General features: G+C 40.4%; 23 protein-coding genes, 1 tRNA gene, 1 rRNA gene and 1 pseudogene. 11 read left to right on the top strand and 15 right to left on the bottom strand.

The annotated features are described in order from the left end of the window. Window positions 1-12: 12 nt before the first annotated feature. A tRNA-Lys gene (locus tag OXIME_RS01175) sits at window positions 13-86 on the bottom strand. 608 nt (window positions 87-694) lie between these two features. Here OXIME_RS01175 and OXIME_RS01180 point away from each other — a divergent pair. Genes OXIME_RS01180 through trpS form a run of 3 tightly spaced genes read left to right on the top strand, consistent with a single transcriptional unit; the run spans window position 695 to window position 3763 of the window. Continuing rightward, window positions 695-1540, top strand: coding sequence for a dihydrodipicolinate synthase family protein (locus tag OXIME_RS01180; RefSeq protein ID WP_393971663.1), 846 nt, complete (start codon window positions 695-697; stop codon window positions 1538-1540). Window positions 1541-1588: 48 nt separating this feature from the next. Continuing rightward, window positions 1589-2608, top strand: a complete 1020-nt coding sequence (mtnA, locus tag OXIME_RS01185; protein WP_393971664.1) for an S-methyl-5-thioribose-1-phosphate isomerase — start codon at window positions 1589-1591, stop codon at window positions 2606-2608. An 18-nt stretch (window positions 2609-2626) separates the two neighbouring features. Continuing rightward, window positions 2627-3763 (top strand): tryptophan--tRNA ligase, encoded by a 1137-nt coding sequence (trpS, locus tag OXIME_RS01190; protein ID WP_393971665.1) that lies wholly within the window; start codon window positions 2627-2629, stop codon window positions 3761-3763. A 376-nt stretch (window positions 3764-4139) separates the two neighbouring features. Here the strand turns inward: trpS and tes are convergent, their stop codons facing one another. From tes to OXIME_RS01205, 3 genes are all read right to left on the bottom strand, one after another. Next, on the bottom strand, window positions 4140-5960 hold the full coding sequence (tes, locus tag OXIME_RS01195) for a tetraether lipid synthase Tes (protein ID WP_393971666.1): 1821 nt from the start codon (window positions 5958-5960) through the stop codon (window positions 4140-4142). A gap of 427 nt (window positions 5961-6387) precedes the next feature. Further along, window positions 6388-6509, bottom strand: a 5S ribosomal RNA gene (gene rrf, locus OXIME_RS01200). 81 nt (window positions 6510-6590) lie between these two features. Beyond that, window positions 6591-6869 (bottom strand): hypothetical protein, encoded by a 279-nt coding sequence (locus OXIME_RS01205; protein WP_393971667.1) that lies wholly within the window; start codon window positions 6867-6869, stop codon window positions 6591-6593. A 153-nt stretch (window positions 6870-7022) separates the two neighbouring features. Here OXIME_RS01205 and OXIME_RS01210 point away from each other — a divergent pair, with 153 nt between their 5' ends. Then, a complete protein-coding gene (locus OXIME_RS01210) occupies window positions 7023-7799 on the top strand; it encodes an SDR family oxidoreductase (protein WP_393971668.1) in 777 nt (258 codons plus the stop codon). Window positions 7800-8605: 806 nt separating this feature from the next. Here OXIME_RS01210 and OXIME_RS01215 read toward each other — a convergent pair. Continuing rightward, window positions 8606-8764 (bottom strand): hypothetical protein, encoded by a 159-nt coding sequence (locus OXIME_RS01215; protein ID WP_393971669.1) that lies wholly within the window; start codon window positions 8762-8764, stop codon window positions 8606-8608. Between the two features lie 374 nt (window positions 8765-9138). On the opposite strand from OXIME_RS01215, the gene OXIME_RS01220 reads away from it, so the two are divergent. Next, on the top strand, window positions 9139-9468 hold the full coding sequence (locus OXIME_RS01220; protein WP_393971670.1) for a hypothetical protein: 330 nt from the start codon (window positions 9139-9141) through the stop codon (window positions 9466-9468). A 125-nt stretch (window positions 9469-9593) separates the two neighbouring features. Here the strand turns inward: OXIME_RS01220 and OXIME_RS01225 are convergent, their stop codons facing one another. Next, a complete protein-coding gene (locus OXIME_RS01225) occupies window positions 9594-9872 on the bottom strand; it encodes an ACT domain-containing protein (protein ID WP_393972227.1) in 279 nt (92 codons plus the stop codon). Between the two features lie 36 nt (window positions 9873-9908). Then, a pseudogene (locus OXIME_RS01230) lies at window positions 9909-10418 on the bottom strand (prephenate dehydratase); the annotation flags it as partial. A gap of 78 nt (window positions 10419-10496) precedes the next feature. Between OXIME_RS01230 and OXIME_RS01235 the strand changes: the two are divergent. Then, window positions 10497-11126 (top strand): MBL fold metallo-hydrolase, encoded by a 630-nt coding sequence (locus OXIME_RS01235; protein WP_393971671.1) that lies wholly within the window; start codon window positions 10497-10499, stop codon window positions 11124-11126. Between the two features lie 443 nt (window positions 11127-11569). Here the strand turns inward: OXIME_RS01235 and OXIME_RS01240 are convergent, their stop codons facing one another. From OXIME_RS01240 to OXIME_RS01250, 3 genes are all read right to left on the bottom strand, one after another. Further along, window positions 11570-12259 (bottom strand): hypothetical protein, encoded by a 690-nt coding sequence (locus tag OXIME_RS01240; protein ID WP_393971672.1) that lies wholly within the window; start codon window positions 12257-12259, stop codon window positions 11570-11572. 23 nt (window positions 12260-12282) lie between these two features. Then, window positions 12283-12651, bottom strand: a complete 369-nt coding sequence (locus tag OXIME_RS01245; protein WP_393971673.1) for a heavy metal-binding domain-containing protein — start codon at window positions 12649-12651, stop codon at window positions 12283-12285. A 107-nt stretch (window positions 12652-12758) separates the two neighbouring features. Then, on the bottom strand, window positions 12759-13274 hold the full coding sequence (locus tag OXIME_RS01250) for a class I SAM-dependent methyltransferase (RefSeq protein ID WP_393971674.1): 516 nt from the start codon (window positions 13272-13274) through the stop codon (window positions 12759-12761). A gap of 485 nt (window positions 13275-13759) precedes the next feature. On the opposite strand from OXIME_RS01250, the gene OXIME_RS01255 reads away from it, so the two are divergent. The 3 genes from OXIME_RS01255 to OXIME_RS01265 all read left to right on the top strand — a co-directional run bounded on the left by OXIME_RS01255 (window position 13760) and on the right by OXIME_RS01265 (window position 16295). Further along, window positions 13760-14125, top strand: coding sequence for a VOC family protein (locus OXIME_RS01255; RefSeq protein WP_393971675.1), 366 nt, complete (start codon window positions 13760-13762; stop codon window positions 14123-14125). A 32-nt stretch (window positions 14126-14157) separates the two neighbouring features. Beyond that, window positions 14158-14517 carry a hypothetical protein gene (locus OXIME_RS01260; RefSeq protein WP_393971676.1) on the top strand — a complete coding sequence of 120 codons (360 nt, stop codon included), beginning with the start codon at window positions 14158-14160 and terminating at the stop codon, window positions 14515-14517. Window positions 14518-14666: 149 nt separating this feature from the next. Continuing rightward, on the top strand, window positions 14667-16295 hold the full coding sequence (locus OXIME_RS01265) for an ABC transporter permease subunit (RefSeq protein WP_393971677.1): 1629 nt from the start codon (window positions 14667-14669) through the stop codon (window positions 16293-16295). Here the strand turns inward: OXIME_RS01265 and OXIME_RS01270 are convergent, their stop codons facing one another. The 4 genes from OXIME_RS01270 to OXIME_RS01285 form a co-directional block, all read right to left on the bottom strand. Further along, window positions 16296-16652 carry a DUF6015 family protein gene (locus tag OXIME_RS01270; RefSeq protein ID WP_393971678.1) on the bottom strand — a complete coding sequence of 119 codons (357 nt, stop codon included), beginning with the start codon at window positions 16650-16652 and terminating at the stop codon, window positions 16296-16298. 160 nt (window positions 16653-16812) lie between these two features. Beyond that, a complete protein-coding gene (locus OXIME_RS01275) occupies window positions 16813-17751 on the bottom strand; it encodes a nucleotidyltransferase family protein (RefSeq protein ID WP_393971679.1) in 939 nt (312 codons plus the stop codon). Window positions 17752-17818: 67 nt separating this feature from the next. Further along, the gene (locus tag OXIME_RS01280; protein WP_393971680.1) at window positions 17819-18481 is read right to left on the bottom strand and encodes a metal-dependent hydrolase; all 663 of its coding nucleotides are present in this window, start codon (window positions 18479-18481) and stop codon (window positions 17819-17821) included. Between the two features lie 36 nt (window positions 18482-18517). Next, a complete protein-coding gene (locus OXIME_RS01285; RefSeq protein WP_393971681.1) occupies window positions 18518-19318 on the bottom strand; it encodes a DUF1028 domain-containing protein in 801 nt (266 codons plus the stop codon). Between the two features lie 85 nt (window positions 19319-19403). Between OXIME_RS01285 and OXIME_RS01290 the strand changes: the two genes are divergently transcribed. Further along, on the top strand, window positions 19404-20246 hold the full coding sequence (locus OXIME_RS01290) for a CBS domain-containing protein (RefSeq protein WP_393971682.1): 843 nt from the start codon (window positions 19404-19406) through the stop codon (window positions 20244-20246). Beyond that, entirely contained in the window at window positions 20243-21715 is a 1473-nt protein-coding gene (glyS, locus tag OXIME_RS01295) for a glycine--tRNA ligase (RefSeq protein WP_393971683.1), read from the top strand. Before OXIME_RS01290 ends, glyS begins: the two co-directional genes overlap by 4 nt. Here glyS and OXIME_RS01300 read toward each other — a convergent pair. Continuing rightward, window positions 21693-21899 (bottom strand): ferredoxin, encoded by a 207-nt coding sequence (locus OXIME_RS01300; RefSeq protein WP_393971684.1) that lies wholly within the window; start codon window positions 21897-21899, stop codon window positions 21693-21695. The two genes, glyS and OXIME_RS01300, sit on opposite strands and share 23 nt — an antisense overlap. Between the last annotated feature and the right edge of the window lie 4 nt (window positions 21900-21903).

A 21903-nucleotide genomic window follows, 5' to 3' on the forward strand; every position in this document is an offset into this window, starting at 1 on the left:
ATCCCTCTTTTGCGGGCCCGAGGGGGTTTGAACCCCCGACCACCTGGTTAAAAGCCAGACGCTCTACCTAGCTGAGCTACGGGCCCAAGCCGGCTAATGCCCATCTTAATATGATGGGCTAATATAAAGATTCCTTAGCGATCAATTTTGAAGTAATATCCCAACCAGTTAGACTTATATGAGAATCCAATTGCCCACGGTATCAAAGTAAAACCTGGTATTCCTTTTTACCATGAGTTCAGGCGTTATTTAATAGTACCATTGCCCTTTGTAGTGACCTCTTCCCTATCTTACGAAAAAGATTTTCTTATGCTTGAAAGATTGCTGGCTGAAACTCAACATGGCTTGAGTTTTCTCGATTTTTAGTTACTTTGATCTCCACGCTTATCCATTCTATTTACAGATGTAGATATACATGGACAAACATACCATCTGACACCTTACACTTCTGCAACCGGTGGACAAAATATTGTATAAAAGATAATATATAGGTATTAGTTTCATCACCCTCCTTTTAATATGGCAAAACCATTCTTAATTAGCTGAAATCTCTTTGTTAGATCAACATGTAGGCATATCATTTACATCAACTATAAGTGGGGAAAAGTTATAAAATCCATCAATAGAACCGATGATAAAAATCTATGGTTCATATGTTTCAAAAGATGTATATTTTATCTAGATATTTACTGGAATGAATTCAGGGAAAATAATAATACCTGCTATTACACCTTTTAGGAACCAGCAGATTGATGGGGAGGCAGTTGAAGTAATGGTGGAATATGCCATGAAAAACCGATTTGACGGACTCTTTGCCGGAAGTTCGACTGGAGGAGTTGCAGCACTTTCTTACAAAAAGCATAAAGAGGTGTTAAAAACGTATATTGATAAGATAACAGGAAATGTTACTCCACTGGCAGGAATATCAAGGAATGATCTGGATGAGACTACAAGTCTTGGAAAGGACGCAGTTGATTACGGATACAGAATTATTGTTCTTATAAACCCTTATTACCACAGCTATTCAGATAAAACTTTCTTGATCTATTTCAGCAATGTGCTTGAAAGTGTAGATGCCGATTTCTATCTTTACAACAACCCGGGGCTTACTGGAAGAAATCTAAAACCTGAGGTTGTAGCTACCCTTCATGATAAGTATCCCAATGTAAAGGGGGTAAAAGAAAGCAGCGGAGATTTAGGTACTTTCAGTAAATTTTTGGCTATTAAAGGCTTGGAAGTTTTTCAGGGAAAAGATACTCTCCTTTATGAATCAATGAAGATGGGATCTGCCGGAGGTATATGCTCGTCAGCTAATTTCTCCCTTAATACGCTGAAGATTGCCAAAGATTTGCCTGATTCAAAGGAATCTGCAGAAAAAGTAAAAAAACTCATGGAGGTAGTTTCTGATTACGAGAACCCGGTCATCCACAACTATCTTTTCCGAAAATACATTGCAAATGAGTCCCCGTCAGGATACATGAGAAAACCCTACTCCGATTTGGATTCAGTGCCTCCAGAGGATATAAAAAACCTCCTTTAAGGTGCATTTTCAGAGTTATATCTATATGGCTCAAGGGAATCTGGTTCTATGAAAGTAAATATAGACGGGGAAGTAAAGACGTTATTCGCAGTCTGGATGACCGATGAGGGTGTAAAGTTAATTGACCAGAGGAAACTTCCTGAGAAGATTGAAATATTCACAGCCAGATCCAGTGACGATATTGTTCACTCCATAAAAGATATGCTAGTAAGAGGAGCGCCTGCAATTGGCGTTACCGCTGCCTATGGTCTTGCTATGGCAAAAAAGAATGATGAAGATATGAACAAAGCGGTTGAAAAAATATCCAAATCAAGACCGACTGCATATGATCTCTTCAAGGCTATCAAATACATGACGGAAAATAATTTTGAACCTTCTGCCGCACAGAGGTATGCCAATGAGATCCTTGGAAGGAGCAAAAAAATAGGTGAATACGGCAATGAACTCATAGGCAAGAATTCCAGGATATTGACACACTGCAACGCAGGTGCACTGGCGGTTCTCGACTGGGGAACTGCGCTTTCACCCATGAGATTTGCCCACAAGGAAGGAAAGAACATTTTTGTTTTTGTAGATGAAACCAGGCCAAGATTGCAGGGATCTAAGCTCACTGCATGGGAACTTGGGCAGGAAGGTATAGATCATGCCATCATTGCAGACAATGCTGCAGGTTACTTCATGAAGAAGGGAGAGATAGATCTTGCAATTGTTGGAGCGGACAGAATAGCTTCAAACGGGGACTTCGCAAATAAGATTGGTACATACGAGAAAGCAGTACTTGCAAAGGAGAATGGAATTCCATTTTATGTTGCCGCCCCTGGTAGCACATTTGATTTCAACATAAAGACTGGGGATGAGATCCCTATTGAAGAGAGGAACCAGGATGAAGTTCTGTTTCTAAACGAAAACCGCATTGGACCGGTGGGGAGTAATGGTAGAAATCCGGCCTTTGATGTAACTCCGAATAAATATGTCACAGCATTCATAACAGAATATGGAATCTTCAAGCCCGGTGATCTGGGTAGCATGAGGCAGGCAATGAACAAAGATTTGTTTATGAAGATCTGATTGGATAGAGATTTTAAAATGGCAGATGATCATGAAATTACGCCCTGGGAAGTCTCGAATACTTTCCAGGAAGCACAGTACGAAAAGATTGCCAAGGAATTTGGCGCAAAGATCATAGACGAAGGACTCAGAGAAGAGATCAAATACCTGGCAGGCGAGGTACACAGGTTTATCCAGTATGACATTTTTTTTGCCCACAGAGATCTGGACCAACTTCTTGACGGATATAAAAAAGGCAGAAAATTTTACCTTTATACCGGAAGGGGGCCTTCAGGCAAAATGCATCTTGGGCATCTTATACCTTTCATGTTTACCAAATGGCTTCAGGACAGGTTTGATGTGGATCTGATAATACAAATCACCGATGACGAAAAATACATCTTCAGGGATACCAGTGAGGCAGACCTGAAAAAATATACTCAAAACAACATCCTGGATATCCTGAGTCTGGGGTTTAAACCTGAAAAGACACACGTTATGATAGATTCTGATAATTCCAATCTGCTGTATAATTACGGGATAAGAGTTGCCAAGCACATTACTGCCTCCACCGTTAAATCTGTGTTCGGCCTTAAAGACAGCGACAACATTGGAAAGTTCTTCTTTACCAGCATCCAGTCTGTGCCGGCATTTATTGTCAGTGCAATAACCGGGCATAACGTTCCGTGTCTCATACCATATGCAATAGATCAGGATCCACATTTCAAAATTTCAAGAGATATACTCCCAAAACTGGGTTACGAGAAACCCGCTTCCATAATTTCCAAGTTTATTCCCTCACTCAAGGGGTCTGGCAAAATGTCTTCATCTGATGAAACCTCAGGAATATATCTGGATGATGACAATAAGACAATAAAGAGGAAATTAATGAAATATGCCTTTTCTGGAGGGCGTGATACAATGGAGGAACAGAGGAGACTTGGTGCGAATCCGGATATTGACTTCGCCTTCAATACATACCGTATGCTGGAACCTGATATGACAAAAGTTTCGAAAATTTATGAGGAATACAGGAGTGGACATATTCTCAGTGGGGAGATGAAAATGTTAGCTTACGAAAAGATAACAGAATTTCTTGAAACTCTTAACTCCAGACGTGATGCTGTATTGAAAAATATGGATGACTATAGGTTCAACCCTGAAAGATTCCTCTGACGAATTTTGGCAGAAGAAGTTTAATGTTTATTCTAATTTATTTATGTCACCACTTGAGAAAAGGCTCAGGTTTATAAACCTTGCAACTATTGAAATATGATAATTATGTGTGCAGATTGCGTGGATGAATCCTGTGATTGCAGATACTGTTATGAATACAGGCACAATCCTGCGTGCCCAGATTGCGGTCATACAATATTTCTTGACTGTTGTCAGGGTTTCTGAGGAGTATTATTAGAAATCCTGCTTTGTTTGCCGGAATTCATCAACAAGGCAAAAAATTTAATTTTGTAATACGATTTAAAATAAAATTACTAGACTGCAACACTCAATATTGGATAGACATTATAAGCTATTAAAAATATATCTAAAAGCCTTATTCAGGCTTTTCTGATGATATCACGGGTATTGGTTCGTCCAGGTTCAGGCCGATCTCATCTTCCCTGAGCTTTCTTCCTATGCTTCTCTCATAGAAGGCGATGATGTTCTTCTTGTCCTCCTTGCTGTAGTCCCTGAAGTACTTGTCCTTCTTTAGGACCTTTCCTGTCCTCTCTTCATATGTTCTTGCAGGGATTGAATACTTCCTCTGTGTTGCATCCCTGTAGAGTTCAGGTATGACGTTGAATGCACAGAATGGTACAACCCTTCCGTCAGGCATTGCATAGTGTATATCGCATCTCTCAACCCTGTCCACATCGTATGTGTATGGGTCCATGAAGTGCATGAAGCCTATGAACATGCTCTTGTAGTGGAATGCCTTGAGGCCATGGTAATCTCCGTCCGTGAATGCGTTGTACACCATGTCCTTGAGCTTGAAGTCTGTTGGTGCCTTTTCGTAGTCGACAAACTTCCTCAGGTTCATGAGAAGACGTGATGTTGTGGATACCTTCTTTATGGACCTGAAGTTTGATCCCCTCATCTCATCTGCAAGTTCCCCTATGTATTCGAACATGCCCCTGACGTCGATGAACCTTGTTATTGGCGTGACCTTGTCTCCGTCCTTGAATATGTATGTACCCATTCCGCAGGCGAAGTGTATTGAGAGTTTGTACATCTCCTTGCCCTTAAGCTGCTCTATGAAGTCTGAGACCTTTGCTGTTGAAGGAACTGTGAAGAAGTCCTCCCTTCCTATCATTCCATCAGTCTGCTGCTCTATCTTCTTTATTGCACCGGGTATGGTGATCCTCTGCTTCTCCCTCATGCGGTCTGGCATCCTTCCCACAAGGCTGACAGGCTGGAAGTTGACAGCCCTGACAACATCTATGTTGGAAAGGCCGAACCTGATCATGTCGCCGAGATAGGCATCGTTGACGCCTCCAATCACTGTTGGAACAAGGACAACGCCAAGTGGTGCATTCTTGTAGTTCTCCAGTGCTGCAGGGATCTCCCAGAAGTTCTTGGGGTTGGATCTGGGTGTTGGACCGTCGAAGCTTGTGTATATGACATTTGATCCTGCACCTCTTATCTTCTTTGGGAAATCAGGATCGAATGCAGATCTGATTGAGTTGGTGTTGAGCTGTATGTGTTCGTAGCCCTCCTCCCTTGCTATCTTGATTATGTCTATGATATCGTCACGTATTGCAGGCTCTCCACCTGTGATCTGTACTGCGTTTGCACCCACAGGCTTCTCGTTTCTCATCCTTCTCAGCATCATCCTGACCTGGTCCTGTGAGGGCTCGTATATTGGCTCGTTCTCCTTTGCATAGAAGAAGCAGTACCAGCATGAGAGATCGCAGCGGTTTGTAACCACAACATTGCCCAGACCGGTATGTGACTTGTGCTTTATGCAGAGTCCGCAGTGTGTGGGGCAGACTATCTTTGATTCCAGGTATGCAACATGCGGGTTGAGTATCTTGACGCCGGGATCCTGCCACTTCTTTGCCTCCTGGTACATCTCGTAGTCCTCCCAATACTTCTCCCTTGTTATTCCATGCTCATGGCATTCCTTTATGAGTTTCACTTCCCCTGCATTCTCATATACTATTGCAGGTATCCTCATCTGGTCGAACTTCTCGTCATCAACGCATATTGGGCAGAGACTCTCCGTTACCCTGAGAACCATCATGTCCTGTGTGATGAGATGACCAACTGCATTTACGAATTCATCCACCGTCTTGAATGGAGCATTCTTACTGATTTCGAAATCGCTTGAAAATCTTATTTCGGGAAACTTTTCCCTCTCTTCTGTCATTATCATTATGGATTCACCTTACTATAGGGCTAAATGGAAAGATATTAAAATTGTTTTGTAGTGTATACAGCTAAAATAAGGTATGAAGAGTTAGTTCATTGTGTGACAAATATGCCGGTAGTGCATATCTGTGTTTTTATGCTTTTACTCAATGTATTGAGAGGATTGAACATGATGCATGGGTGGAAATGTTGTTAAGGCAACAACATGTAAAATCATGTTGCTTGATGAGCTACTAAATAGTTGCGGAAATGCTGAAATACTGTGTTGGAAAATTCACTATATAAAAAGATGCATGGATTCTATGCTGTAATTACGAAGTGGGAAATGGAGTTGCATGGAGGGAAAAATTTCAATACTCCATATAAACATTTACTTATCTTGCCATTACAAAAAAAATACATATAAAAACATAGATAGGTTTTTAACAAAAATGTGACAGCGAATCACACTTCCCGTCCCCTCGCGGAAGACAGTACACATGCGAAACGTGATGGGCTTAACCGTCGGGTTCGGAATGAGACCGGGTGTGACCCCACCACTATGGCCGTCACAACCCTATATCTCTGGGGGATATTTAATAATTTCTCAAAAGAGCCATAGACAGGATGCCGGTCATGTCAATTTGGAAAATGCTTAAAGTATTCTGGGTCTTGTGGTTAACATGACCTGGTGACTCCTTGGGAACTCCTTTTCAATTATCTTTTTCAACTCGTGCTTCAAATTATCCTCTGTAATTTCGTAGATTTGTTTTTCAAAACCTTCTTCGTTTATACGATATGATTGGGGTAAACGGGTTATCTCAACAGATCTGTCCTTCTTGAAACTCTTAATTGTCAATGAATGGTTTTCGGCCATTTTCATGCAGAGGGAATAAGCGCTTTTTTCAGCACTTCTTAGAGGCACCCATGACATTTCAGTTCTCTCTTTGAATGATACTGATTTAACATTTAATGCTTGTCTTAATTTGAAATATGAATAGATCTAGTAATTTTGGTGATCTTCATTATCACATTTGACCACCGGGTCACAAAGTTAAAAATAAGAAAGATGCATAAATATTGAAACATGACAGAAAAAAAACTGGAAGGAAAAACAGCATTGATAACAGGTGGTTCCAGGGGGATAGGGAAAGCTATTTCAAAGCTATTTTCACAGGAAGGCGCAAAGGTGGCAGTCAACTATAACTCATCCGAACTGGATGCGAAAAAACTCAAGGATGAAATTCCAGATTTAGAGATTTTTAAAGCAGATATGTCCAGCAGAGAACAGGTGATAAGTATGTTTTCTGATGTCAGGAAAAAATTCGGTCAGATAGACATACTTGTCAACAACGCCGGAATAATGGATGTTATGCCATTTGAACAATACGACGATGCACGGGTCAGAAGAATGTTTGACATAAATGTCTACGGACCTATATACGCATCGCTTGAAGCACTTGAACTGTTAAAGAAAAGCAGAGAACCTGTAATAATAAATCTGGCATCAAATGCGGGAGTTGGGACATCTGCCTCCGGAACTACCTACTACGCTATGACAAAAGCGGCCGTAGTAATGCTTACAAAGAGGATGGCATTCGATTTCAGGGATGCGAAAATAAGAGTAAACGCTATCGCTCCCGGATGGATAAAGACTGATATGACATTGTCTGGGAAATCAGAAAGAGAAATAAGAGATGCTGAAGAATTTTTCAAATCCAGGACATCGTTATCCATGACAGGAGAAGCCATACATATAGCCAGGACAGCGTTATTTCTTGCCTCTAGAGATTCTGAATACATGAATGGACAGATTTTAGTTGTAGATGGTGGAAGATTAGATAACCTTACACATAGCCTTTGATTCTCATTGGGGAATTCCTCACTTTTCATATTTTTTTGGTTGATTCTTTTAGGTGCCATGTGTATAATCAGCTCATCATTGTACTTCATATGAATGAGTTCTTATAACAAGGGAAAAGAGACCGTCGATTTTCAGTAGATAATAATCAAAAAATGTTGCAAAGAATTGTTTAGGAATTCGTGTAAGCACTGAAAGATGGAGGTCCTAAGCATGCTGGATTGCGGTTGCTTGTTAAATTGATAGAAACCAACTAATTTTTGAAAATGTCTAACCTTGTAAATTATTAGCTTTTTACTAAATATGCAGATTGAGGTTTTTCAAAACCCCACAGAATTTTTTTCATGACCTAATGATCAAATGATATGAAACTTCTTCTAACTGGATTATCCTAAATGGACAAAGAAATTGGAAACACTGAAGATCCACCTGTCTTGTATTGGGGACTTGATGGATTTTGGAAGGATCATGTTGATTATTTACAGCCTGTATGACAATGATGCTGATAATTGGTAAAGAAGGAATTATGATCCAATCCTTATGATAAAGATATTGTTGATGAAGTGGTATAAAAGCTCATATACTCAAGTTAAGAGGGAGACTTGTAAAATTGCCCCTAAAATCCCATTATATCGCCATAACCGTATAATATCTTTCTTATAAATGTCCAATGAATAAAGGGAGCACTTCACTGATCTTTTTCAGGCCAATTTCTCACTAATCATTGAGAAGATCAGGAATGCACCTCTCTATTATGAACTGCATTCCGAAAGCATTACCCATGTTGTTACATTGAAACCAACAATGGATTATCCTTCCTTGATCTTGGAGGGGATAAAGATTGTTTTAGATGGGGGTTTCTTCTTTCTCTCTAATTTTCGCCTGATATCAATGCTGAAATATATCATCGTCTCCTCTCTGTCAAGGAATGATATATAGGCAGTATTCTCCAGATCATCTCTGACCATAGATAGAGGAGAAAATGTTATTCTGCACTAGTAAAATATATTATTCTGCCAGCGTGTATCATTCAGGATCCTTGATCTCCATCTCACCAGATACTTCTATCATGATCCTGAGAGGGAGGCAGAAGAAGGGTGCAATTTCCATCACATGCTATGAATAAAGGGGGGATGAGATAAATAAACTGCAGGTTGGGAGAGTTAAAAGAAAGGGAATAGAAAACATTGCAGTATAATACAGCAGGCATATCACTTACAGAATAGATGCGGAATAGAAAATAAGAAGATCATAACAGCAGCAAAAGACAATGCAATATCTGCAGCTGAGAACCACATGGGTTGTTTCCATTGGCATATAGAGAAGACTATCCACCCTCAGATTGCCTGTCAACTTACAGGCTAGGGATATCATGGAGAAGGCATTCAGGGTGATGAAGACAGATCTGGAGATATTTCCCCTCAGGAATCACAAGGAATCCACTATACGAGGTACGATGTTCCTTTTCTTCATATTGCTCATAATAAGATCTGCATTGCTAAAAGGCATGCAATCCTCCTACCTCAATGAGAAATACTCATTAAAGAAGAGGATCCTTGAACTGGAGAAACTGCACATGATGGAGGAACACCATGAAAACCTAAAAGAACTGGAGGGAACAAAGAAGCAGAAAGACACACTCGAATCTCTGGAAAACATATGGTGGTGGTAAAAGAGGGGAGATCTGGATCAATGGAAATTTCTGAGAAAAACAGAGAAAAATATTAATTCCTGTCAAGTGCTAGGAAACCAGCAATTATAGGAAATTCTCTTTAAATTTAAATCCCGTTTCTGTATTCAGTAATCAGGTTCCATCCAGTTTGATGGCTGGTATATTCCTTTCATAGAGATCAATATGCCAGCTTTCTTCATTTCCCCAATAGCGTTGTCCAGATTTTCAATGGACGAAAATTCAATACAGTCTATGAAAAACCGATATGAACCAGGAATATTCTTATCTGGCCTTGAAACAATCATGCTGAGATTGATTTTCCTGTCCGAGAGAGGTTTAAGGGCGGAGACAAGTGATCCTGGTCCATTGTTTGGTAGGGAGAAACTTATGCTTGCCTTAGGCATTCCATCGGATTTGGTCAGAGGATCACCAAGACTTATGAATCTTGTAAGGTTAGCTGCGTAATCACTTATATCACTCGTCACTATTTTTATGCCATACTTTTTGGAGATCCATGAAGAACCTATTATAGCTATTCCATTATCTCCAGCTGCTTCCTTTCACATTTCAGAGGTGGATGAGACAGGCAAAACGACCACACCGGGATACAGTTTATGAATGGTCTTTCGGCACTGAGCAATAGCCTGTGGGTGCGAATAGATAACATTTATTTCTCTTGAATTGGAAATGAGACTTTGCCTTATTTTCATGATCCTTTCACCGGTTATACTCAAAGGTGAATCGACAATCATATCCAGAACCTGTGTTACAGGCCCCTCTGTAGAATTTTCCACAGGAAGAACACAGACATTGCTGGCACCTGATTCTGCCTTTTCCAGGGCCTCCTCAAATGATTCGCAGTGTATTATATCATAATCTGGAAACCACAACTTGGAGCATATCTCACTCCATGAACCGTCTGGACCAAGACAGGAAACTTTTTTCACCATTTCTGCTCCTGAAATAACATATATTATGAAAACAGTGTGTATGTTTACATTAATATACAGATGATGTATTTTATACCTATGAAGATAAGTGACAACATTGATCTGATCGATGGGACCATGGCCAACTGCTACTCTATAAATTTTGAAGGAAAGAATATACTTATTGACGCTGGAACCAAAGGATCGTCAAAGAAAATCATTAAGTATTACAAAGAGAAAAACACTAAACCCGATACTGTTCTCATAACCCATTATCATCCTGACCACATTGGAGGACTCAAAGCAATAAAGACTGCATTTGGACCTGAAATATATGTTCCAGATGCTGAGGTTGGTGTTATCTCAGGCAGGGAAAAGATGAAACCAGCTAAATCGCTTGCAAGCAAGATGGTTGCAGGATTTATGAAATCTTTACCCGTTGAAGATCTGAAGAAAGCTTCAGAACTTAAAATAGAAGATATTGAGGTTATAGAGACCTCGGGACATACACCTGGAAGCACTTCATACTATTTCAAAAAAGAAGGTGCTATCTTCGTAGGAGATGCTGTTGTGGTTTCATCAGGTAAACTTGGGCTGAATAAGGCATTCACACTAGACATGCAGAAAGCTGAAGAATCAAGGAAAAAGATAATAGATTCTCCTGCGAATATAATACTTTCTGGACATGGGGATGTTTACAGAAAACAAAATGGTGATAATGAAAATTAGTTTTATTATCCCTGTTGCAAACTTATCATCAATTGGATAGAATTTCAAGCACGAAAGCAACTGATCCTGCCATTTGTATGAAGTGATCAAAGTATCCAATAATCCAATGCATGCAGGATTATGCACAATTACCCATCTATCAGTAATTGGTGCGATTGAAATTCCCAACAGAATAGAGATTGGAAGGAAATTTTCTCTGTGGTTGGCAGCGTCTCCATTCTGCAATTTAGGATGAGGATTGGATAGATATATATCTCGATTGCAAGCAGACAGGATGGTATCCAATGGGACGACTGATACACCTGAAGAGGCAACCTTCAGGATTGGATGGTCTTTAAACTCATAAAAGCACCAACACAAAACATTCAGAACACGAGAGATGAAGAGGAAAGTGAAGAATAAAAGAAAACATCAACCACTTACTATGGAGATCATTAGAGGTGTCAGTATACCACAGGTTTTTGCTGGATCTCAGTATCCTCTAACTTTCTCAACAGTGAAATACCCATGACAAATATCGCAACTGAAATTACCATAACCATAGCCCAGTATTCGTATGCTAAAACGTGATAAAGATTCGGTTGAAAACCTATGTAATAATCCACATAGACGAGCCCTCCATCATCCACTGCATGAATAAGTATGCTCAGAAGAAGAGTGATTCTACCTTTATTCACCAGCCACCCCCATTTCATGAATGTTGCAGTACCGGGATGAAACATCAGCGAAGACACAATGTTTAGAAAAATCAGAAATGATTGAAATCGTGAAACCGGTTCTGCCCCAAAAAGCGTTTCAGCCACAAGAAAAACTATATCAACAACAGCAAATCCCAGCCCTATGAACAAAGCAGCTTTTTTCTTTCTTGTATCCACTGCAATATATGTTGCACCTTCCTGGAATAAACCAGCAACACCTCCAATGAAAATTGCATAAAGAATATAGTTACTTTTCAGTATCAATGGGTACCTATCTATCAGGTATGTAACATCAAATCCATGGTAAAAGAGAAAGATGATGGCAGGCAGTGATTGGATAACTTCCTGAGCAATAAGTGCAACCACCATATACAGGACACCCAATCCCATCCATCTCAGACCAGCGAATCTGGATGCACTGAATTTTGATAGCACTTCTCACCAATATTTTGAAATTATTAAGATAAGGAGACTCTTTCAGCAGTTCCAGAAGCATCTTCAATGACTACGGCTGTGCCATATGCAACAATCTCTGTCATTATCTGCCCTATATCTGAAGAATCAAACCTCAGTTCAATCACGGCATTTGCACCCAGCTGTCTGGCTGCGTCTCTCAGTCTGTCCATTGCAGTGTTCCTGGCGTCCGAAAGCATTTTTGAATATTCTTTAATCTCTCCTCCCCCTAAAGACCTCAGTCCGGCCATAATATTTCCACCGATGCCTCTACTTCTGACTGTTATCCCCCAGATTGTTCCTATTACCTTATTGATCTTCTTTCCAGGCACATAGTTCATTGTAACCATAGTAATTTCAGATTCATCAGCCATGTAAAAACCTCAACCTTTTTTTCTTTCTTATAATAATTTAAGTGTTATTAAAATTATCCTTTGTATTCGAGACCTAAATAAATTACATAATAAATTTAGCAAAAGCCTTATTCTTTAGTCTTATAGACAAGATACCAGAAGCCATAATCTTTGGTTTCATAGCCATTATTCTCTACGAACTCTCCTATGCTTTCCCTGACACGGGAAAGTTGATCTTCTGAATGAGGATTCCATTTGCCTGCTGATTCTCTGCTCCATTCCGCCACAAAGATGCGTCCGCATGTTACCCTCTCCATTTCCCTCATCCCTTCCACGGGATTTTTAAGATGATGCATGGAAAAAAGCGCTATAGATGAATTGAAATGATTATCAGGAAAAGGTATATCTTCAGCCCTGGATTTCAAAAGCTTCAGGCGTTGATCCTTAATTTCGCTGCTGTATTCTTTTTCTAATGTTTGGAATGTCCATGCTTCCGGGTCAATACTGACAATATTGTAATCCATGTTCTTGATAAGATATCTAATTACCGTACCGAAACCAGTTCCAACATCAAGTACAGCAGGTCCCTTGATTAATGGTGCAAGCGTCGACATTACTTCGTAAAGCTTAATGTCTTCATCCATGTTAACATCATTGAAACCATATTATTATAATTGTTTTATAGGTTCTTCCCACATTTTTGGGATTTATATATCTCTTATATATCTAATTCAAAGGTCCTTTCTTTACCATATGCATCTGACCTAATGAATTAAGATATTTTTCATGTTACAAGGAGATTTTATTCTTAATTCTTAAAAACACAACTTAAATTATAGATGATGCATGTTAATAACACATTAAATGGCATCCCCTTCCATATTATGAGAATAAGGATACGTAACCACTATTTTTTCTCATATCTAATGAGAAGCGCCAACCAGATCAATGTTTATGAAAAGCTGAAATATGAAGCCATGCTGAGAAATATGGATTGAGAATTATTATATCCACAATATTGTAGGGTAAACCGTTTTATAGACCAATGGACCCATGTCCTGGTTAAGGATGCCAGGATCCGTTTTTCACATAAACTAGATTATAATAGTAATTAAGATATTATAGATCCATGATAGATTCACCCATTCTTTCCCCACAAGAGATTGTTTATTTTGTAAAGGATATTGACAAAGCCAGAGACTGGTTTCTTCAGTCTTTTGGAGGAAGCAGTGAATTCGAAAGTGAATTCTACAATTCTATAAAAGCTGGAGGGGTATCTATTGGCTTTCATCCTTCTGACGAAAAGACCCAAGCAGGGGTTAGAGGACAGGTTGCCTACTGGTTAGTCGATGAAATTGATACTGCCATAAGACATTTTATTGAAATGGGCTGCACAATCTTCAGAGGGCCAATAAAGTCAGTAGATTCTCAGTCCGTGGTCCAGTTAATTGACCCATTTGGAAATGCAATAGGCCTCATTGAGAGGAAAAAGTAAATGTAATAGCCTGAATTTAATCTTGAAATGCAATGAGTAACCCTTATGATTTTTGGGAGCAGGTGATTTTTGAAGTTCTTGATAAAAACAGGCTTACAGTTCCAAAATCTCCTTATGGATATGTACCGGGACCCGAAAAGAGTGGTCTCTTCGTAAGATCTATTGGGGAGCCAAAAGGCCAGATTGCTGATTGGAGAGCATCAGTTCCAGGATCCGTCAGAGGTGTGCATGCAGTGGAGTACAGAGATCGCTATGAAGTGCATGTGGATAGATTTGATCCGGCCAAAAAACCAATAAGCCACCTCTTGCTTGAAAGCCCGGGTTCGGCTATTTTACTGGGGACCCTTGGACTTCTTGCTGCATTCTTAGGTGGGAGTTTTTTTAAGAAGTAGTGAATCTAAATATATATTGATGATTTTCAATGCCATATATTTAAAACATTTTTGTGGAATACTATATGGACTTTCCTCCATGAACCCATGGCAAAATAAATTAATATGCATTAGAATACCCGGATACAGGAAAATCATGAGAAGGGGCGGTGGTAATAATCTTTGGAAGTTTTTATCTTACAATAATTTACGCAATACTGCTTACCTTTGGCAGAATCGGCCTTGTTCTCATAATTTCAGTGTTTCTTGCCCTGATACTGGGAGTTCTGTCAGCAAAAGTCAGGGCTGCTGAAGCAATCATTATCCCCATAACCGATGTTTTGGAAGCGCTTCCAGTTGTATCATTCTTCCCAATTATACTGGTCTTTTTTATAGTCCGCATAGGTGGATCTTTTGGCACAGAACTTGCCGTGGAGTTCCTGCTTGTGACGGCTGTCCTCTGGAACCTCATACTTGGAGTGTATCAGTCTGTTCTCCATATACCTAAGGAATATGAAATGGTTACAAAGGCCTATAAGATTGGGGTAATTGGGAAACTTAGGAAACTATATGCTCCGGCAGCATTTCCATCCATTGTGGCAAATATTATGCCATCCTTTGCCAGTGCACTTTTTTACATTACTTTGACTGAGGTAATAACCATTGGGAACAAGAATTATGAAGTTTTTGGTGTAGGAACCCTTTCTGTTCAACTTGCTGATGCTTCGAATTACACAGGCATCGTTATAGTGATAATGTTTCTCATAGTGGCAATAGGTCTTACTTTCTACTTTTTTATAAATCCACTGATCAGAATCTCTGAAAAATATAAATTTGAGAGCAATATGCCCGAAAGTTCCAGAGATTCAAAAAGAAAACAGAATGCCTTTGTTACTGTCATAGGAGATAGGATAAACCAGGTAATAGTCTCAACCCAATCTGCCATTGCAGTTGTTAACAGAACTATCCCAAGAAGAGATAAAGTTTCAAGAAGACAAATAAGGTTTTCAGACAGAGTGGTTAACATTATTGTTGGAACAACTCTTCTTACAGTACTGCTTATAACTCTTTATTTTGTTGCAGAATCAGGCTTCAGTTTAGCGTTCACGAAATACATCCTTAATCCATATTATCTGAAGATATTCGGAATTGCCACAATTTATGATCTGGCAAGAATAGGCATTGTGTTTGCCATATCTCTTGGAACCATGGTACCGCTTGCAGTGTTCTTTGGCAGGAAAAAGGTTTCCGGAAGATTTTCAACCGGAATATTTCAGATTCTATATTCTATACCGTCCCCAGTTCTCCTTCCCCTCATAGTTATATTTCTTACGCCTAAGCTGGCTATTTTTCTGGGTAAAAGCCTGGCTTTCAATGCTGATGTTATGATCATAGCTTATCTTTCCGCAGCCTCATATATATTCTTCAATGTTTATGGGTCAGCAATCAGCATACCCAATGATCTTGAAGTGGTCACAAAAACATACAAATTAAGCAGGTGGATGAAGATAAAGTATCTTTCTTTCCCCGCCATAGTACCGGGGCTCATAACAGGATCTATGTCGGCAGTTGGAAGTTACTGGGGTGGGCTCCTGGTGGCTGAATATGTTACGTTCAATGGAAAGACATTTGCCGTAAAACATGGATTGATGTTGCTTATATCAAAAGCCATAGCAAATGGAAACCTGATTTATGCAGATGCCATAGACATATTCATGGTGGTTCTGGTCGTAATAATAACTTTTGTGGTATGGGTGAGGCTATACCGCTATTCTGAAAGAAGATTCACCTATGACTGATCATTCCATCTGGCGGAAGATTTCGTCGTATACATCCTCTTCTGGAGCATCATCCTCAACTCTTTCAGCAACCCTGATTATTTTGTCTTTTTTGTAGGTCCACTGGTTTATTCTCCATGATCTTCCCTTAACTATATTGATCTCCTCTCTGTGTGTCTCCAGAAAGCCGTACTCTTCCAGATTGTAGAACACATCACGCTCTGGAGCTGATAATACGTTGTCCAGAACATAGTCATCGTAACCGAAGAAAGATAGGACAAAATCACAGAGCTCTTCAATATCACCCTGCCCCATTCCCTTCTTACCGTAAGTTTTTTCAAGAGCCCTTATGAGAACTTCCCTGGTTAATACGGACATAGAAGATCCTTTTGCTATTATCTACTGTATATTAAATTTTGTTACAGACCATATATAAATTCCCCTATTTTCAATGAACAAAATGTATGTTAAAATAGTTGAACCTCTACGCCGAACAGATGAAAATATTGAAAATATAGCATCTGAAATTCAGATTGATCTATAGATAGATCAACTCAATTTTTGAGTTGGCCATACTCTGGAAGGTTATGTCAGTCTCAACCACCACTATGTCCTTCTCCTTGTATATTTTATCTGTCTTGTTGTTAAGTGTGCCCATTCCCTGTATTATTCTAAGGATAGACTTCCTGAACACTCTGATTGGAGCATTCTGATCAGCCTTTATGAAATATTCATTTATCCCCTTTCCGCTGTCATTATAAAGAGTTTTAATGTATCCCCAAGGAGTATCTGTGCGATTTGAATATTCCCGCCGGATGGCTTCCAGATCTTTTTCACTATCTATTCCAAGCCATAGAGCGTCCTCTGAGTATGCACCGATTGCCTTGGCAACAGCCATCTTTGGAAAGACTGTGGTTTCAATATCCTTTTCATGATAGTTGAGGAAGAAAAATTCCTTCGCCTCTTTTTTAATATAGTAAAGGCCTGAATTAATGAAGTAGTCCAGAAAAGGTTTTTCTTTGAATGTTACAATTTGATCTCCAAACATCTCAACTATCCCAAATGGAGATCTCATCCGTGAAACAAACATTATCATTCTGTACTGCGAATCTCTTGAAAATTCAATGAACCTCTGGAAGTTTATGTCGGTTATTGTGTCTCCATTCCTCAGAATTATATCCTGGTCCCAGATATTATTGAAGAGATTCCTTATTGAATAGAGAGTTCCCATTGGCTTTTCCTCCCTGAAATAGTGGAAATTTATTCCATCTTTGCTCTTTCCATACCGTTCCTCGATCTTCTCCCCCAGGTACCCTGAGAGAATATAAACGTCACTGATCCCCATATTCCTGAAATCATAAATCTGACGGTCCATAATGGTCTGGCCGTCTTTGATTGAGATGAGCGCCTTAGGGATCTCGTCAGTTATTGGCTTCAGCCTTTTTCCGTACCCCCCTGCCAGTATTGCTCCGATCATTGGGTTAAATCACCGCGATATATAAGTTAATTTTCAAAAAAATAGATCTGTAAAATTTGCAGAGATTTTATATTGTGAATTCCTGGCCGGGTTCCAAAACTTTCACTTCTGCAAACTTTCCCGCAAGTTCCTTAAATTTATTGGGATCCTGCTTTATGGGTGGGAATGTGTTGAAATGCATTGGTACAGCTATTTTAGGTTTGATCCATTCAACAGCCTTTGCAGCTTCGACCGGACCCATTGTGAAATATCCACCGATTGGAAGCAGCGCAACATCGGGATGGTAAAGCTCGTGTATTGTTTTCATGTCTCTAAAAAGTGCTGTATCACCGGCATGATAGATGGTTTTCCCATCAGCTGAAACTATAATTCCGCACTCCTCGCCACTGTGATCGGCATGAGTCAGGGCAACCTTTATCCTGCCAAAATCAACCATGTTCCCCTTGTTCATTCCGGACATCTGATCGCTGTCCACCCCCTCTTTTTTCCCCATCCCATAGATCTCGAACATACCGATAATTTTGGCCTGTTTCTCTCTTTTTGCAATGGTGAATGCGTCGCCCACGTGATCAGAATGCATATGTGTGACCAGAATGAAATCTATTCCCTTAAGATCTTCCTGTTTCACAGCAGCACTGGGATTTCCTGTGAGATATGGATCTATAAGAACCGTCGCTTCCCTGAATTTTATCAACCATGCAGCATGGCCAAGCCACTTCAAACTAACCATCTTAATCGTCACCCTATGACCTTGTGAATTTTATAATTAACGATTGGAAGGTTTATCAACCTCCATCAGGACATCGAGAACCTCTTTGTCCACCATATTTCCTGAAATTTTTGAAGAGAAATTGTTCATGGATGCCCACTCTCCAAGGGTTTTGAAATGCATGGCTTCAAGCCTCTCCCTTATCTTTCCGGTCTCGGTGAAAGATACCATTGGGTTGTTGAAAAATGTTGCCTTCCAGTTTTTCAATGCCCATCTTAATTCACCTAAGGGATTATGGGAATTGTCTATCCTCAAATCAATCATCCTGTCAGAACCTTCTTCATATGTTTCCTTCTCAGATACTATGAAAATAGCTGCACTCTGCCTCCCTCTTCTATCTCCCCCCTTCTCATCGGCCTTTATGAGTGCCTCCATAATCCTGTCCTCTATTTTTCCACCACCATCCATAACTGAGGCCATCGTTTCTATTACCTCAGGACCAGCCAGAATGTTGCCCTGCACTGAAAATCCATCGCCCGTAATGTGCCCTGCGTAGAAATTGCATTGTCTACCTGTAAACGCTGCCACATTTCCTTTTTTGTCAACAATGGCCACCTGCCTCCTCTCCTTGAGTTTATCAACAGAAGTCAACCTATCCAGAACCTCCTGCGCGGAATAACTACTTAGCAGATCAAGCCCTCTTGGGCCGTAGGATACATTGGCATATGCCTGTGTTGCAACTGCTCCAATTGATGCTTTAGCCCAGGGTACAGTGGATCCAACAGCCAGATACTTGCTTGCAACACCAACTCCCCATGCCTCCTGATTCCTGTCATAACAGACCACAGAAAATGTCATATGTCTCTATTAAGCCACCTGGGATTAATATAATTTGCTGAAAACAATGAAATTGTTTAATAGTCGTCTAAGATCACAAAGGCATATGAAGGAAAAAGTCTCAGAGATCATGACTCCAGAACCAATAACAGGTACTGTACCCAGCCCGCTGAATGAAATCGTAAAAATACTCATCAAGAACAACCTTACCGGTCTTCCCATGAAGGATGTGAAAAACCACTATGCAGGCATAATAAGCAGGCGTGACATATTTGCAAATCCTGTTGAAACCCAGGCAGCGCTTGTAATGAGGAACGCAAAAACCGTTAAAGAGGATGAAAGTATAAAATCTGCAGCATTAGAGATGCTGAATCAGCACAGAAGACATCTCACCGTTGTGAATGAAAACAATGAGATCACTGGAATCCTGACTCCACAGAATTTTCTGCAGGTTGTGAAGGAGAAATACGGAAACATCAAGGTAAAAGATATTTTGAAGGTAATAACAATTCCAATATGGGGAAAAACTCCTGTAAGCATGATCCCCACGCTTATGAGGCTTTCAGGAGTATACACTTATCCCGTCGTAAATTCAAACGGGGAATTTTTGGGTCTTCTCACTGACAGAGATCTTTTTGACAAGATCGATCTGAAATCCACAACTGTACTTTCGGAGGCTGGAATGGGAGAGGACGAAGATCCCTGGTCCTGGGGTGGCATAAGAAATGTCATAACCTATGTTATAGAGAAGAACAACATACATCTCCCTGATATACCTGTGGAAAAGATTATGGTAAAGAAACCGGTAACGGTCTCGCCCAATGATAGGCTGGAAACAGCGGTGAAAAACATGCTTACAAAAAATTACAACCAGCTCCCTGTGCTTGAGGATGATAAGATAGTTGTCGGAATGCTTTACGATATAGAGATTATGAGAGTATTCCTATGAGCAGTTTCGAAGAAATAATAGAGCTTGCAAAGAGAAGGGGTTTCTTTTGGCAGTCTTTTTCTCTTTATGGAGGTTTGAACGGTTTCTACGATTATGCTCCACTAGGGTCCTTGCTGAAGGACAACATAATTTCGGTATGGAAAAGGTTCTACATGGATGCCGGGGCAATATTTATTGATACTCCGGTTGTTACCCCTGAATTCGTGCTTAAGGCTTCAGGCCACCTTGACAAATTTGCTGATATTGCCTCTGAATGTCCCAAATGCCATGCCAAGTACAAGCTTGAAAACCTTGTGGAAAGCCTGGGCATTAAAAATCCCCCCTCCACCCCTGAGGGTTATATTGATCTCCTTAAGGAGAACAATGTTAAATGTGCTGTGTGTGGAACAAGGCTTATTGACGCCTACCAGTTCAATTTGATGTTCAGGGTTACCAACAACAGCGAAGCATTTGGCCTTTACCTCAGGCCTGAGACAGCCCAGGGAATTATGATCAACTTCAAGCTTCTCAATAATTTTTACAGAGGGAAATTCCCCATGGCAGTTGCACAGGTGGGAAAGTCATTCAGAAATGAGATTTCCCCCAGACAGGGACTGATAAGAATGAGGGAATTCAACCAGGGTGAGGTGGAGGTCTTCTTTGATCCTGATCATGAGGAATGGGACGAAATACCAGAGGGGGATAAGTTTACGCTTGTACCTAACAGTGGGGATGAGATCAGTTCAAGTGTGAGGGACGCTCACAGATCAGGGCTGATAAAAAACGCTGGACTGGCATATTTCATGAACCTCACGGCCATGATACTGATAAGATGTGGAGTTGACGGAAAGAGACTGAGATTCAGGCAGCACAGAAAGAATGAGCTAGCCCACTACTCCTCCGACTGCTGGGATGCTGAAGTCCTCATCGACTCGGACTGGATCGAAGCTGTGGGAATATCGGATAGAGGAGATTACGATCTCACAAGGCATCAGGAATTTTCAGGTGAAAATATGTCTGTGACTGTGGACGGAAGAACCTTTATCCCCAGAGTGGTTGAACCTGCTGCCGGTTTTGACAGGATACTAACTGCCGTGCTGTTTCACTCATACTATACAAGGGATAACGGAAACAGGGTTCTGGGACTTGCCTGTGACGTTGCTCCATACAGCGCATGCGTACTTCCTCTCATGAAGAAAGACGGAATATCGGAGAAGGCAAAGGATCTTCTTGTGAAACTGGCAGCGCATAACCATTCTGTCGTTTACGATGAATCTGGATCTATAGGGAGAAGATATGCCAGGCAGGATGAAATCGGTACGCCTTACTGCATAACCGTGGATTACCAGACGCTTGAGGACGATACTGTAACCGTAAGAGAAAGGGATTCCACGAAACAGATAAGGATGAGGATAGATGACATCCTGATGCATGACAACTCATTCAGGAATGATAATTTGAAGAAATTTATTCAATCTTCGAAATCCTGATGATTCCAGTTGGGCAGGATTTTGAGGCTTCCATGTTTTCCTCCAGATCCTTCTCCCCGATAACTTCTTTCCTGTAGCTTGCCTTACCGTCTGAATCCATGAACCAGTTTGAAGGGCACAGTGCGGTGCATATTGCATCGCTAAGGCATCCTTTCCTGTCCAGTGAAATTCTGTATCCTGACATATTC

Origin of the sequence: Oxyplasma meridianum, assembly GCF_038024865.1 — an archaeon.
GTDB lineage: Archaea > Thermoplasmatota > Thermoplasmata > Thermoplasmatales > Thermoplasmataceae > Oxyplasma > Oxyplasma meridianum.